At 33.7% G+C, this 15,199-nt stretch carries 11 protein-coding genes, 7 tRNA genes and 1 other RNA gene; 1 reads left to right on the forward strand and 18 read right to left on the reverse strand.

Annotated features, from left to right (window positions below; genetic code table 11):
• Positions 1-116 precede the first annotated feature (116 nt).
• The 15 genes from J2772_RS10230 to rpsU form a co-directional block, all read right to left on the reverse strand.
• Positions 117-3,215 (reverse strand): efflux RND transporter permease subunit, encoded by a 3,099-nt coding sequence (locus tag J2772_RS10230; protein WP_209916293.1) that lies wholly within the window; start codon positions 3,213-3,215, stop codon positions 117-119.
• Positions 3,216-3,277: 62 nt separating this feature from the next.
• On the reverse strand, positions 3,278-4,363 hold the full coding sequence (locus J2772_RS10235; RefSeq protein WP_209916295.1) for an efflux RND transporter periplasmic adaptor subunit: 1,086 nt from the start codon (positions 4,361-4,363) through the stop codon (positions 3,278-3,280).
• Positions 4,364-4,366: 3 nt separating this feature from the next.
• Positions 4,367-5,608 carry a TolC family protein gene (locus J2772_RS10240; protein ID WP_209916296.1) on the reverse strand — a complete coding sequence of 414 codons (1,242 nt, stop codon included), beginning with the start codon at positions 5,606-5,608 and terminating at the stop codon, positions 4,367-4,369.
• Positions 5,609-5,829: 221 nt separating this feature from the next.
• A complete protein-coding gene (locus J2772_RS10245) occupies positions 5,830-7,194 on the reverse strand; it encodes an ATP-binding protein (RefSeq protein WP_209916298.1) in 1,365 nt (454 codons plus the stop codon).
• Complete coding sequence (locus J2772_RS10250) at positions 7,195-7,875, reverse strand: response regulator transcription factor (RefSeq protein WP_209916300.1); 681 nt, start codon at positions 7,873-7,875, stop codon at positions 7,195-7,197.
• Between the two features lie 354 nt (positions 7,876-8,229).
• A tRNA-Thr gene (locus J2772_RS10255) sits at positions 8,230-8,301 on the reverse strand.
• Positions 8,302-8,342: 41 nt separating this feature from the next.
• Positions 8,343-8,415 (reverse strand) — tRNA-Gly (locus J2772_RS10260).
• Positions 8,416-8,504: 89 nt separating this feature from the next.
• Positions 8,505-8,585: transfer RNA gene (locus J2772_RS10265), tRNA-Tyr, on the reverse strand.
• Positions 8,586-8,605: 20 nt separating this feature from the next.
• A tRNA-Thr gene (locus tag J2772_RS10270) sits at positions 8,606-8,679 on the reverse strand.
• 89 nt (positions 8,680-8,768) lie between these two features.
• Positions 8,769-8,841, reverse strand: a tRNA-Gly gene (locus J2772_RS10275).
• Positions 8,842-8,927: 86 nt separating this feature from the next.
• A tRNA-Tyr gene (locus tag J2772_RS10280) sits at positions 8,928-9,008 on the reverse strand.
• Positions 9,009-9,028: 20 nt separating this feature from the next.
• Positions 9,029-9,102 (reverse strand) — tRNA-Thr (locus tag J2772_RS10285).
• A 110-nt stretch (positions 9,103-9,212) separates the two neighbouring features.
• Positions 9,213-9,503, reverse strand: coding sequence for an HPF/RaiA family ribosome-associated protein (locus J2772_RS10290; protein ID WP_209916302.1), 291 nt, complete (start codon positions 9,501-9,503; stop codon positions 9,213-9,215).
• Positions 9,500-10,387 (reverse strand): tyrosine-type recombinase/integrase, encoded by an 888-nt coding sequence (locus J2772_RS10295; RefSeq protein WP_209916642.1) that lies wholly within the window; start codon positions 10,385-10,387, stop codon positions 9,500-9,502. The genes J2772_RS10290 and J2772_RS10295 overlap by 4 nt, the downstream gene beginning before the upstream one ends.
• 80 nt (positions 10,388-10,467) lie before the next feature.
• Positions 10,468-10,665: a 30S ribosomal protein S21 gene (rpsU, locus tag J2772_RS10300; protein WP_045501128.1), complete on the reverse strand. Its 198-nt coding sequence runs from the start codon at positions 10,663-10,665 to the stop codon at positions 10,468-10,470.
• Between the two features lie 270 nt (positions 10,666-10,935).
• Here rpsU and ssrA point away from each other — a divergent pair.
• Positions 10,936-11,334: a transfer-messenger RNA gene (ssrA, locus tag J2772_RS10305) on the forward strand.
• Positions 11,335-11,878: 544 nt separating this feature from the next.
• On the opposite strand, the gene J2772_RS10310 is transcribed toward ssrA, so the two are convergent.
• Genes J2772_RS10310 through J2772_RS10320 form a run of 3 tightly spaced genes read right to left on the reverse strand, consistent with a single transcriptional unit; the run spans position 11,879 to position 15,192 of the window.
• Positions 11,879-13,114, reverse strand: coding sequence for a hypothetical protein (locus J2772_RS10310; RefSeq protein WP_209916304.1), 1,236 nt, complete (start codon positions 13,112-13,114; stop codon positions 11,879-11,881).
• Positions 13,115-13,126: 12 nt separating this feature from the next.
• On the reverse strand, positions 13,127-14,269 hold the full coding sequence (locus J2772_RS10315) for a hypothetical protein (RefSeq protein ID WP_209916306.1): 1,143 nt from the start codon (positions 14,267-14,269) through the stop codon (positions 13,127-13,129).
• Positions 14,266-15,192, reverse strand: a complete 927-nt coding sequence (locus J2772_RS10320; RefSeq protein WP_209916309.1) for a hypothetical protein — start codon at positions 15,190-15,192, stop codon at positions 14,266-14,268. The genes J2772_RS10315 and J2772_RS10320 overlap by 4 nt, the downstream gene beginning before the upstream one ends.
• Positions 15,193-15,199 lie beyond the last annotated feature (7 nt).

Here is a 15,199-nt window from a genome sequence, read left to right on the forward strand (position 1 = left end):
TTTACACATTTTTCCGGATTGAAAAAATCTTTCTGAAACCTTTTACCGTACCTTTTACAGAAAAGCCTGAAATACAGAATATTTCAGGCTCAATTAATATATAAAATGAAAGATAATCAGATGTGATTTACCCTTTTAATCCTGTTAAAAATCCAGAAAATGATCGGAAAAATAAGCAGCGTAAGTACAGTGGCAGTTATCAATCCACCAATAATTACAATAGCTAAAGGCTTTTGAGATTCAGACCCAATCCCTGTAGATAAGGCTGCCGGCATCAATCCTATAGACGCCATAAGCGCGGTCATAATTACAGGCCTTGTTCTTGATTTTACTCCACTTAGTATGGCATTATCTATATCCAGTCCGTTTTTAACATTCTGATGGAATTCTGTAATCAAAATCACTCCATTCTGTATACATATTCCAAGAAGTGCAATCATTCCTACCCCTGCAGAAATTCCGAAATTCATTCCGGTAACATGTAAAGCAATAATACCTCCGATCAGGGCAAATGGAACATTCGCCAATACCAGAAGAGAGTCTTTCATATTTCCAAACAGGATAAACAGAAGGAAAAAGATCATCAGGATACTTACCGGAACCACTTGTGCCAATCTGTGTGAAGCACGCTGCTGGTTTTCAAACTGCCCTGTCCAACCTACAGAATATCCATCCGGAAAATCAATAGTTGTTACTTTCTTCTGAGCATCTGCAATGGTACTTCCCAAATCACGGTCACGGATTGAGAATTTTACTCCGATATATCTTTTGATATTATCTCTGTAAATAAAGGCAGCTCCGTTATCTTTAACAATAGTACTGATCTCTTTTAAAGGGATTTTTGCTCCATCCTGGGTAGGCACCATTAAAGCTGCAATATCATTTTCATTGGTTCTGTATTCCTGGGAATAACGGAGACGGATTGGGAATTTTCTTTCTCCATCAAACATTTCAGAAGCGGTTTTACCTCCAAAGGCCATTTCCAGTACAGCCTGTGCATCTACCGGCATCACTCCGTAAGCAGCCATTTTATCTCTGTCTAATACCACACTAACTTCCGGTTGACCGATATTTTTAATGATCCCAGGATCTTTTACTCCTTCAACATCTTTAATTTTTGATAAAACCTCATGCGCTAATTTATCCAGGGTTTCTAAATTATCTCCATAGATCTTAATTCCGTTTTCTGCTTTAAAACCGGCTACGGCCTCTGCCACGTTATCTGAGATCGGTTGAGAATAATTGAATGTAATCCCCTGATAGCTTCTCAGCTTTTGATCAATTTCATTAATAAGTTCATCGTAGGTGATCTTTCGTTTCCATTCTTCTCTTGGTTTAAGGTTTACGGCAAACTGCACAAATCCGAATCCGTTCGGGTCTGTACCGTCATTACTTCTTCCCGTTTGTGCCAGAACATCCGTTACTTCAGAGAAACTCATAATGTCTTTCTTCAGAAGATCCGCAGTCTTCAGAGATTCTTTCAATGATGAGCTCATTGGCATTTCTGCAGTAATCCAAAGAGAACCTTCATTAAGTTGTGGCAAGAATTCGGTTCCAAGGAATTTCCCGGAGAATAATGTCACTGCAAGGAATGAGATGGCTACAATCATACTCATCTTTTTATGTTTAAAGGTTACGTTGAAGCCTTTTAACACCATTCTGTCCCAGAAATTAACAAACGGATTATTTTTCTCTCTTACATTTTTATTTAAAAGGATGTGAGAAAGTACCGGAACAAGCGTTAACGTAAATATCAATGCTCCTATCAGTGCAAATCCTAAAGTAAAAGCTAAAGGCGAGAACATTTTCCCTTCCACTTTCTGGAATGAGAAGATCGGGATTAAGGAAGTAATGATAATTAACTTAGAGAAGAAGATTGCTTTTCCCAAACCGGTTCCGGTTTGTTTAATCCAACCTCCTTTTGCCAGTTTGTTGAATTTTTCCATTCCATATCGATGTGCTTTGTGGTCGAGCATTACAAAGAGGCCTTCCACCATGACGACGGCTCCGTCAATAATAATCCCGAAGTCTACAGCTCCTAAAGAAAGCAGGTTGGCACTCATCCCCGCCAGTTTTAAACATAAAAAGGCAAACAATAAGGATAAAGGAATGATGATAGAAACAATTAATGTAGTTCTCCAATCCGCCATAAAGATCAGAACGATTACGGTTACCAATACAATTCCTTCAATTAAGTTGTGCATTACCGTGTGTGTAGTGAAATCCATCAGGTTATCCCGATCATAGAAAGTCACCATTTTTACATCTTTCGGAAGAATCTTTTCGTTCAGTTCTTTAATTTTAGCTTTTACCCCTACCAGAACTTCTCTTGGGTTCTCCCCTTTTCTCATCACCACAATTCCTTCGACAGTATCATCGTGATGATTCAGAGCTGCCTGCCCTACTCTAGGCATGGAGCTTTCATGAACTTCTGCTACATTTTTTACCAGAACAGGGTTTCCACTGTCATTCTGAATGGTAATATTTCCGATATCAGTAATAGATTTTACCAACCCTATTCCTCTTACCACATAAGCCTGTCCGTTTTTCTCAATTACATCTCCTCCAACATTCAGGTTACTCTTGGTAACGGCATCATATACCTGAAGCGGCGTCAGGTTATATTTATCCAGTGCTCTGGGATCAATACTTAATTCAAATACTTTGTCCTGTCCACCGAAAACGTTGATATCCGCAACTCCGGGCACACCTCTTAGGGCACGGTCTATCACCCAATTTTGCAGAGTAAGTAATGTACGGGAATCTTTTGTTTTACTTTCCAGTGTATATCTGAAAATTTCTCCGGTTGGCCCGTAGGGTGGCTGCACTTCAGGGTCTACCTCGTCAGGAAGGCTAATGGTTCTTAATTGGTTATTGACCTGATTTCTGGCAAAAGTATCATCCACCCCATCATCAAACAGAATTTTAACAATGGAAAGTCCAAACATAGTGGTACTTCTCACACTGGTTTTCTTCTGAACCGGGCTCATTGCCAATTCTATGGGTGTAGTAACAAAACGTTCTACTTCTTCTGCACTACGTCCATTCCATTGGGTAATGATTACAATCTGGGTATTGGTAACATCCGGAAAAGCTTCAATAGGCATGTTTTTGAAACTTATAAATCCGGCAACCGCTAAAATAGCCACCCAGATAAAGGTAAATGCTTTATTCTTTAATGAAAATCCGATTATATTTTTTATGAATTTATTCATGATAGATACATTGATGACCTAAAAAAGCCGTTGAAAGAATTTATTTTAAATCACTATAATTTTCAGCTGTTCAGGGAACGGTATATCAAAAGCTGATTATTGGTAATTACTTCTTCTCCTTCTTTAAGACCCTCTGCGATATAAGTAACATCACCTACCTGTTTCTGTACTTTGACTTCTCTTATTTTCACATCAGTTCTGGATTTAAAAACAACTACAAAACTTTTGTTATCGTCAAAAATTACAGCTTTAGAAGGAACTGTTAACATTGTATTACTTTCCAGGCTGGAAACTTTTATGGTGGCTTTACTATCCGGAATCAATAATCCATTAGCATTATCCAAGACTACTCTTGCCTGCATGGCATTGGTTTGTGGATCGATGATTTTAAATATTTTATCAATTTTCCCATCAAAAACTTTGTCCGGATAAGAAAGTGTAGATACTTGCGCTTTCATTCCAAGGCTGATCTTTTCGATATCCGATTCGTTAACATTCATGATGGCCCATACATTGGTAGTATTAGCTACGTCGAAAATATTATCACTCCGGTCACTTCTCAGCTGCATATCCTTATTGATACTTTTCTGAACAATATATCCGTTAATAGGCGCTACTACACTGTATATATTTCCTGATTTCACATTATAAACAGTGCTTACCGCTGCTGCTCTCTGTAATTGGTCTTCTGCTTTTTGTAACTGGCTTTTAGCTTCCAGCACATCTCTCTCCGTATTCAGTTTTCCTTCATAAAGTTCTTTGGCAACCCTAACGTTATTTTTAGCAACCACAAGGTCAGTTTTAGCATCGCTCACATCTTTTTGAATTTCGGCAAGTTCTGTACTTCTGATGGTTGCTAATACCTGACCTTTTTTAACATAATCTCCAAGCTCTACATTTACACTCATCACATTTCCGCCTACCAGTGGATAAACGTCTATATAGCTATTCTTGTCTGCAGAGATTTTCCCATAAAAGTTATATTCATCTTCTATATTCTTTTTTACAACCTTTGCCAGGGAAATAGAATTCAGCATGGTATTACTAAGTTCGAACCCTTTTTTTGCCTGATTGGTTTTCTCTTCCTCTTTTTTTGAGCAGGCCATCAATGATAAAATCATTAATACAGAGATAATATAAGTTTTCATTGTTTAATAGAAGATTTTCGTTTGTACTAATTGGTTAAGTTGTTCTGCTGCCTGCATGATCTCATTCTTCATATCATAAATTTGAAGTGCCGTTTCCCGGTAACTGTCCATAAAATCTGTAAATTCAATAAGATTGACATTTCCTTTTCTAAAGTTGGCCACCATCCCATTATACACCAGCTCCATATTCTGAAGATCTGTTGTTTTGATATCCGCAAGCTGATCGTATTGCGCTTTCCAGGTTTTATAAGCGGCCTGTACCTTTGTTTCAAGGGTCAGTCTCTGAAGATCTGCATTTTTTTGGTTCTGCTGGATAGCATAGTTGGCTTTTTCTACATTTCCCTGATTCACTCTCCATAATGGTAAAGGAATTCCCAATGTCAGATTGGCTTCATTATTAAAAGTTCCTCCTGCCTGATCCCAAGCAGCTCCAACGTTAATGTCCGGTACGTTCAATGATTTTTGCCATTGAGCATAAAGTTTACTGTTATCAATTAACTTTAAATTATATCGATAATCTGCATTATTTTCCAACGCCTTACTTTTGAGTTCTTCTTCATCTCCAAAAGGCTGTGTAGCCAGCGCTTCTTTGGCTTCAGATTCAGGCATCAAAGGCTCTATATCTTCTGAAATTCCGGTAAGAACTTTTAAATTCTGTTCAAATCCAAGGATGTTTTTATTGATCTCAAGCTTGTCATGATTCAGCTGAATAACCAGACTTTGCAGCCTCACCGCATCTTTAAGGGAAACATTTCCTTTGGCTGACTGTACACGATAGGCACTTAACAGGTCATTCATATACCCTAATTGTTTATCGGTATTTTCAAGCTTTAATTTTTCGTAGTAAAGGTTAAAATAAGTGGTACGAAGTTGCGCTCTCAGATCAACAAGAAGTTGGGAAAACTGAAGCTGTGCCAATTCTTTGTTAGATTTCGCAAAAGCAATTTCATTTTTCTTTTTACCACCCATATAAATTAACTGGGTAATACCTGCTCCTTTTGAATGTCCTACATCAAAAATTTTTTTATCCTGAGGGTTGTAAGCATTGAATTGTCCGCTCAACTGTGGCAATTCCCAGATTTTAGCCTGCAGAATATCAGCATCAGCTATATTGATGTTGTATTGTTCGGCGAGCAGCTGGAGATTGTTCTTCTGGAAAGCTTCTTCACAATCCAAAAGAGACATTTGCTGTTGTGCCGCCATGAATGAGGAAACGGCCAGGCACAGCACTGCAATTCTGTTCATTATTTTCTTTTTGAATTACAAAATTGCTCGGATGTGATTAAAAGAAACTTAAATGAGGCTTAAAAAAATATTAAAATCGCATTAAACAGGCTATTTCGAATGGGATTAAAGAAGTTTGATACCTAAAATTTCTCTCCAATGGTTGATTTTTTTCTAGAAAATTCAATCCAAAGTTTAACAAAAATTGTAACAGTTTTTGAATAGTAAATAATTCTGAAAATTTATTTTTTAAAAATTACAGTAAATTTATTCATGTACTCACCAGGAGAAGAATACATAATTTCAGCATCATGATATTCCAAAATTCTTTTAACAATTCTTAGCCCTAAACCGGAACCTGAAATATTCTGGGCATTATTTCCTCTTGTAAAAGCTTCAAATAACTTAACCTGTTCGTCTTCTGAAATGATATCACCATGGGAAATCACATCAACACTAAGATTAGTACTTGTTTCAGTTATTAATAATTTCACTTCTGTATGATCAGAATATACAGCCGCATTTTTAAATAAATTAATAAAGACAATCACTAATAATGATTGGATGCCGCTAATGGTAAGAAAAGCATTTTCAGAAGTTTCTTCAGCAATGAGAAAATCCAGTTTAAGATCAGGATAACTTTTCTCCACTCCTTCAAAGGCTTCAAAAATTACTTCATCTATTCTCACATCCTCATAAATACTTTGAATATTTTCTTTGTCAAATTTCGTAAGTAACAATAGTGAATTTGTTAAATCTGACAATTGGTATACGTCCCGCTGGATTTGCTGCAATGAAGACAGCGTCTTTGGAGAATGTTTTTCAAATTTAATCAGGTTTTCCAATTGAAAGGCCATTCTGGTGATAGGTGTTCTGATTTCGTGGGAAGCACTCGCCGTAAAATCCTTTTGCGACTGAAATACATCATTAAGCCGTACAATCATTGTGTTGAAAGATTTTGCAAGAACATTCACTTCATCATTAGAGTCCTGTACTGGAATCTGAGTGGTTAATTTATGGGCCGTTACTTCTGAAATCTCCTTATTCAGATCTTCTAAAGGACGAAGAAACTTCTCTACAAAGTAATAACTGAAAAATCCTATCAGAAGTGTACTCATGGCATAAGCAGTAATCAAAAGGTATTTCAGGAAACCCAACTTTGATTTTCCGTTCGTATCAAAGGCGCTGGTAAGGATATAATAATTCTCCCCATTAATGTTTCTCAGTGCAGCATAAATCTCCGGAACTGTTTTTTCGGTATAAATAATCTTCTTTTTATCCAGTTCCTTAAGCATTGCGCTGTCCCAGGTTACATTTCGGTCTTTAATGGTGCTGTAGATAAGTTCTTTCTGTTCATTAAAGATTAAAATCTTTTCATTCAAAAGAATATTATCTGAGTTTTCATTGAAAAAAATGGGTGCCTCTTCCTCAAAATCTTTAGACTTTGAAATAAAGTGGGTAGTAAATTCCAGTCTCTGTCTGAATCTTTCTTTAAATTCATCTCTTCTGAAATCGTTGAAAGATAAATAAATGACCGCCATCACCATTCCAAAAAGCAATGAAAAGGCGATACTGATTGTTAAGGCTATCTTTCTTTTTAAAGACATTTATAATGGACTTAAGTAATATCCGAAACCTGAACGGGTATGGATTAATTTTATTTTAAAATCTTTATCGATTTTTTTTCTTAAGAAATTGATGTACACCTCTACCGTATTGGTATTGGTATTAAAGTTATGTTCCCATACATGTTCAGTAATCTGTTGTTTGGAAACAGTTCTACCCTGCGCTTCTGCCAGATAAACCAATAACTGGAACTCTTTTAAGGTAAGCGTTATTTCATTTCCACTACGATACACTTTCTGTTCCGTTTTGTTGATGATAAGGTCATCTACTCTGATAATATCCTGATCGGAAGTATCTGAAGGCATTTTTCTTCTCAACAGGGAATTGATCCTTAAAAGAAGTTCTTCAAACTGGAAAGGCTTTACCAAGTAATCATCAGCCAATCGGGTAAAGGCATCTTTTTTATCAGAAATGTCTCCATAGGCTGATATGATAATGATAGGTGTGCTTTTATCAAAAGAACGAATGGTCTGGCAGACATCCAGCCCGTTTATTTTGGGAACGTTGATATCGAGTAGATATAGATCGTAGGAATTATTTTTAATCTGACGAAGAAAAGTCTCTCCATCATAGATTTTATCACAGGTGAAATTATTGGATTCTAAAAATCGGCAAAGTTCTGCAGAAAGAATAAGATCGTCTTCTAATAAAAGAATATTCATCAAAAATTATTTTACACGAATTTAGCGAAAATTTTTATGATGATTATCGAACGGTGACAAAACTTAAGGAGAATAGGATACTCTAGGATTTTCCAACTATGAAAATTCAGGATTTAGCTTTTATATTCTAGCAGTTTAAAAACGGAATTTCTTTACTAATTTTTAAACAACTGTATAACTTTTTTTCTTTACTAGCTCTCTATAATTCTAAAATCGGATTATTTATTTTAAGATTGTTTGATCTAATATTGATTTAATAAATTCCTTTTTTTAGAAAGTTAGTATTTTCATCAATGAGTAGTATTTAGAATTTAGTCCAAAAAAAAATTCCCGAAGAGATTCGGGAGATTCAAGAGCCAACTACGGGACTTGAACCCGTGACCTCTTCCTTACCAAGGAAGCACTCTACCGCTGAGCTAAGTCGGCATTAAGTAAAAAAATCACACTGAATAGCGTGATTTTTATTGAGCGGAAGACGGGGGTCGAACCCGCGACATTCAGCTTGGAAGGCTGACGCTCTACCAACTGAGCTACTTCCGCAATTTTGTTTCCAAAATTATTGGTAAACGCTTTGCAAAACTAAGAATTAATTTTTAATTCTGCAAACTTTTTTCTAATATAAAATATAGTGGGGAGAGCAGGATTCGAACCTACGAAGCCGAAGCAACTGAGTTACAGTCAGTCCCATTTAGCCACTCTGGAATCTCCCCAGATATTTTATATTAAATTGAGCCTCCAGAGGGATTCGAACCCACGACCCCGAGATTACAAATCACGTGCTCTGGCCAACTGAGCTATGGAGGCAATTTAACTATTAGACTGAAAGTGATTGAGAAACTCTACTCTACAAATTTCAGTGTTAAAAAAATCAACTTTAATATTGATTTTTGTTGAGCGGAAGACGGGGGTCGAACCCGCGACATTCAGCTTGGAAGGCTGACGCTCTACCAACTGAGCTACTTCCGCAATTTTGTTTCCAAAACCATTGGTAAACGCTGTGCAAAACTAAGAATTATTTTTTAATCTTGCAAACTTTTTTTTAAAAAATATAGTGGGGAGAGCAGGATTCGAACCTACGAAGCCGAAGCAACTGAGTTACAGTCAGTCCCATTTAGCCACTCTGGAATCTCCCCAGATATTTTATATTAAATTGAGCCTCCAGAGGGATTCGAACCCACGACCCCGAGATTACAAATCACGTGCTCTGGCCAACTGAGCTATGGAGGCATTTAATAAAAAAGAATTCAAAAGATCGCTGTTCCTTTTTTGCGAGTGCAAATATAGAACGGATTTTTTGAATTCTCAAATATTTTATAAACTTTTTTTAACTTTTTTTTCTACGCCATTTCTTTTTTCTTGATTAATAGCTTTTTAGCTGTATCAACACAAAGGTCCAAACTTTCTTCAAAACTTGCAGAAGTCTTCTTTACTACGATATCGTCACCCGGAACCGCCAAAATAATCTCAGCTGTCTTATTCACTTTATCAGCGTTATTTTCTACTTTTAGAAATACTTTACACTCTTGAATTTTATCATAGAATGTATCTAGTTTACCTACTTTTTTCTCGATGTGTGATTCTAGTGGTTCGTGTGGAGTTAAACCAATTGATTGAACTGTGATCTTCATAATTCTTCTTTTTTTGATGCTCGAGGATGAGCTTGATTAAACACTTTTTTCAATTGTTCAATATTAGCATTCGTATAGACTTGAGTACTGGCAAGACTGGAATGCCCTAATATTTTTTTTACTTTGGAGATCTCCGCCCCATTGTCCAACACGTGAGTAGCAAAGCTATGACGAAGGATATGAGGACTTTTTTTTTCTTTTGTTGTTATAAAACTAAGGTACTTATTAACTACAACATAAACAAATTTTTCATTGAGTTTTTTCCCTTTCTTATTGACAAAAAAACAGGATTGATATTCTGCCTGTGGATTTCTTATTTCCAAATAGCTTTTGAGAAGCTCAGACAGATCTTCAGAAATAGGAATTACTCTTTCTTTATTCCCCTTTCCTATTACTTTCAATTCATTTCCTATTATATCAACATTCTCAAATATCAGGCCACAAAGCTCAGCTTTTCTCATCCCGGTTTGATAAAGCACTTCCATAATGCATTTTTCCAGGACATTATGCTGCTGTTCGAAAATCCTATCATTAAGATCTGTCATTTCCTCTTCAGACATAGGAATCTGCTTTTCTGCATAAAATTTCAGGGAAGAGATCCCCTCGGTAGGAGAAACCTTAATTTCGCCTATCTTTAAGAGGAAAAGATAAAAACTTCTGAGTGATGAGAGTTTTCTATTGATACTTCTTTTGGAAATATTATTTTCGCTTAAATCAACGATAAAGTTTCTGATGATCTTTTTATCGGCTTTAGAAATATCTTCGGAAGATTCTGTTCGGAGAAAGAAATGGGAAAAGTCTTCAAGGTCTTTTTTGTAGCTTGTAATCGTATGGGGAGAATATCTTTTTTCGAATTGTAAATATTCTAAAAACTTTTCCAGCATCATAGGGTATAAAAATAAAAATTCACTCCTCAAATATAAGAATTTAAGAAGTGAATTAATATATGGTTAAGAAAAAAATCTTAAGCCTGCTCTTCCTTGCTAAGTGCTCTTTGTTTGTAAGCAGCTTTCAACTTAGATTGTCTCAAAGTTACAGAAGGCTTGATAAAAGCTTGTCTAGATCTTAATTGACGAACAGTACCTGTTTTATCAAATTTTCTCTTGTATTTTTTTAAAGCTCTGTCGATGGATTCACCATCTTTTACTGGAATTATTAACATATTTTACATCTCATTTTGGATTGCAAAACTAGACATTTTTTTTTACATCACAAAATATATTACTACAAACAATCATCAATCAATCTCATTTATTTAAAAAAACTAAGTATTAATGGCTATTATCACATGATAATATTTTTATCCACAATAACTAAAATATTCAAGCTCTAATATCTTCAATACATTTATTTCACACCTTCTTTTCATTAAAATTATCCATAGTAATGAAATATAAACAAAAAGCTCTATCTTTGCATTCACTTTATTCATGGGGTTGACTGGTTTCGACAGCAAGACCAATGGGTAAGTAAGCATGCAGAGAACCGTAGCGCGATCTCTATAATCCCTTGCTACACAACTTTAACTGGCAACGAAGAGTTCGCTCTTGCAGCTTAATATCGAAGTATAGTAGATCAAGCGTTTTCCTGAAGATAGTAAGGAAGCAAGATATTCCACAAATGCTCTGTTCTGCGGCGTTTGATTCTGGGATATAGGAATGCGGGAATAAGGTTTCAGATGCTTCGGCTGAAACTCGAAAACTTTAGAAGATAAGCTGGAAGTTGGGTGTCTACTCTCTGCTTTCCGTCGAAAACCAATAGTAGAATAAGCATGTAGAAATCTTATGTATTGCTTGTTTGGACGAGGGTTCGAATCCCTCCAACTCCACTTTTTAAGCTAAAGAGAAGATGTAACTTATTTATTTCTAAATAATTACATTTTCTCTCTTTTGTTTTTGTGTCCGAAATTGTTCCCAAACATTTTTACATAATCTTCTGATTAACGGAATACAATTTAATTATGAATACAAATATATAAAATAGTTATTTAAGCCTTGAAATAATGCTCGTTTCTTTCAAATAATCAAACATTATACTCCGTGCAGTTGTTCTACAATCAATGACAACCCTATTGACAACAGAGTTGAATAAAAAGAAGTAATCATTATCAAAGCTCTATACGGTTTGTGTAAAGGAAACCTATTAGATATTAAGATAGGAATAGTTTTTATGCGTGAGGGAAATAATACTTTCAAATAAAAATTAATCACTAAGAATACATACATTAAAAACTTAACCCATTTGGTTGAGTTTTTAATATGTTGTCATAATACTTAATCTATTTTAAAGTTATTCAATTTGATTATAACTATCAAATTAATTAATTACTAATTCATCTAATAAACATAGGCGGTTATAATCATATTGAAGAAAAATCACCTATGAAAATGACAGAATTCTCGAAAGGTTTTAATCTCACATGGCTTACCTTTTATTTCTCTACTTCTACAAGGGGCACCACATAAATGAGTTAAACCAAGCTGCTGATTATATGAATATTTTAACCTTTTAGCAACTTCTTCTTCAGGAAATTTATGCTCTAATTGTTCATCTACTCCATCGACAGACTTTACAATCAAAATGCCATCAATATCTAGAAACTTTAGCAAATTTTCCTTTTCTTGATAGGTCCATTCAGATTTATATTTTTTTAAATAATTTATATTCTTTTTATTAATAGCTTTTATCACATCTAAATGTAAACCTATAAAAAATTTATTCTTACCGTACTGTTCAGTCTTTGCCTCTAATAAGTTATCAATATTATCAGAATATTTAAATGTATCTAATTCACCACGAATCAATCTATAGTCAAAACATTCACCATAAAATTCTTTTCCTTCAAAAGTATATGTTGTAAAAAATTTCTTTTGATTAATTCTTACTCTCCTAAGTTGTCTATTTCTTAAAGGTTTTATATATTTATTATAATACTTTGAATCCAAAATGTAACTCAAAAATACACCATAATTAAAAAGTTGAGTTTCAAAAGTATCATTATCATTAATAAGATTATCCTCATTTGGAGGGTCGTCAACAATAACACACTTTGTTTTTTTAGAATCATTGCTATTATTTATCATTGCAATTGTTCCAAATCTTAAGAAAACCTTTTTATTTGATTGGCTACTTTTTTTTGCTAAAATGTCATTTTTAAATGGAACATATGAATTACCTACCGTTCCTTTTGTTTCAAGCTCATATTCTTTGTTACCATCTATAACAGAGTAGTCTAAATATTTTCCTTTAATGGGAACTCCTATTTTTTTAAATTTATTAGGAGAAGTGTTTAACAATTCAACAGTATATTTAATTCCAAACGAAACACCTACTATTTCTGAAATTAATTTTTTCTTTCTATCATCTTTTGAAAGATTACAAATTCTTTCTGATTCTACTTTAATAAAGTCTGAATAAAGTTGAAAATAAGCAGGGAGTTTACTCTGAAGATAATCAAAATCAGCCTCCTTAATGTGTCCAGGAACCTCTTCAACCATTATTCCATATTTGAAGATTTCAGGTTTACATATCTTAAATTCATTCTTAGATTTAAATAATTCTAAATCTTTTACAGTATCATCTAAAATAATTACTGGGTTTGATATATCCATGACAAAGTAAACTTATTTTAATGCAACTCCTTTTTCTTTAATATAATTTAAGAAATTAGTATATACTAAATCCTTACTTTTTTCAATTTGCCTAAGTAACTTATTTTTTATCAGCAACTTATCCTTGCTAGAATATTCAGAACCATTATATAAACTAAAATTAGAAATATTCAATTCAAATTCAGCATTATCTCCTTTTATCAGATAATCTCTAAATCCAAAAACAATATTACAAGTACCTTCATACTTTTCTAATTTAAATGTAAATGAGGACTCAATTTCCCAAAACTGTAAATTCTCGTGAAATTTATTATCTTTTATAAAAAATGTATCGTGGATTTGCTTCCCTCTAATTTTTAGTTCACTTTTATTTAACATCCACTCTATTTCCGAAGGTAAATTTTTACCTATTTCGGGTCTAAACTCCAAATTTACAATATCTTTAAACTGAAATACTGAATCTTGCATATTTGCAGATAAACGATAAAAAAAGACAATTCTATCAGCATTTTCAAAATCACTAAATAATATTTTTTTTAATTGTTGCTCCTTCTCAACAATCTTTTTCTCTTTAAAGTGACTGATTGTACACTTTAAAATATTTTCTCCAACAAAATTACTTTCATTAGACGTATAAGATTTAGTTAGCTTAATTTCAGTATCCGAAATTTTCTCAATTTCAATTTCCCCCTTGAAAATATTTGTTGATTCATACCAACTTTTGTTTAAATCATTACGCTCTATTTCATATTCGATAGTCGCCTTATCTTTATTGTAAGGATTTATTGTAATAGTAGGCTCTTTAAAAAGTCGGAAACTGACACCTTCTTTAGGAATAATATTTGCAAAGTTAATATTATCAAGAGCGTCCATTATTTTAAAATCCGAGCTACAATTTATTCGGCTTGTATTTTTTTTATAATTATCTTCTTTTGTATTTTGATATTCCCTTAATTCATCAAATTCTGAAGGACTTAATAATAAAGTCGAAACACAGGGTACCAAAAATTCCTTTTCAGAAGTATTGAAAAAGATTCCTCTATCTCTTAAAAAACGTTTTAAATCTGATTTCACCAAATATCCTTGATTTGCGAAACCTCTAAGCAACTCTCCGTATGGCAATATTTTGCTTATTTCTTTATGTTCATGCCTCATGCCTGTAATGATTTAGAATCAGAATAATAAGATACAACTTTTACATTTTTTATAAACTTTATATCTTCAAAAGAAGACTTTGCAGTTGCCACATCTTGAGTGTGTCTTGCAACATTAAAATCAGGAAAAGCTATTATCACATCACTAGGCCATGATTTTGTTAAATCTTGCGATAATGAAATTAGTCTTTTCAAATCTTCAATATTAAAACTATCAATAGTGCTCAAGATTAATTTTGTTGAAGAATCTTGATTATTTTCAAGCCTAATGGGTAAAATACTTCCGTTAATATATTCTATTGGTAATATATTCCCAAAGTTTCTTTTTATTGTTGGATTAATATTTTTCCCTGTATCGGGATAGAAAAAAAACAATTCTGAAGATTGACTGTAATTTTGTGCAAAAGTGATACTAGTAAAAACAAACTCCATTCTTCTATTATCTACGATGTAAAAACTATCATAGTTAAATGTATTAGGTAGCTGAACAGAACTTAGCTTAGGAATAATCTCATCATGTACACTATTTTCATTTGAAAGCCAAAATAAAAGACCTATGTTTTCAGAAGTAGTATATGGTGATGTTACGGAAGATAAAAGATTTTTTGATTGTTCTGAGAATCTAAAACATTCCATACTTGTGACTAAATCAAAAAAATACTCCTTAAACTTAGAAGGTAAACTGCTATACTGATTATCTGTAAACTTTACTGAAATCGATATTTTTTTCAATACACCATCAACTAAAGGAGATGCATAGGAAAAAAAGAAGTCTAAACCATGCGTACGGTCTTTCTTATGTTCTTCATTTTTTATACATGCAAACTCAATTCCTTTTGAAGCTGTTTCCCAGCCAATTAATTTAAGAAAATTTTCAACTGTTTTTTCACCAGTTTCACCAATAAATTTCGATTTTTCACCCATTCAGTTA

Origin of the sequence: Chryseobacterium jejuense, assembly GCF_017877355.1 — a bacterium.
GTDB classification, from domain to species: domain Bacteria; phylum Bacteroidota; class Bacteroidia; order Flavobacteriales; family Weeksellaceae; genus Chryseobacterium; species Chryseobacterium jejuense_A.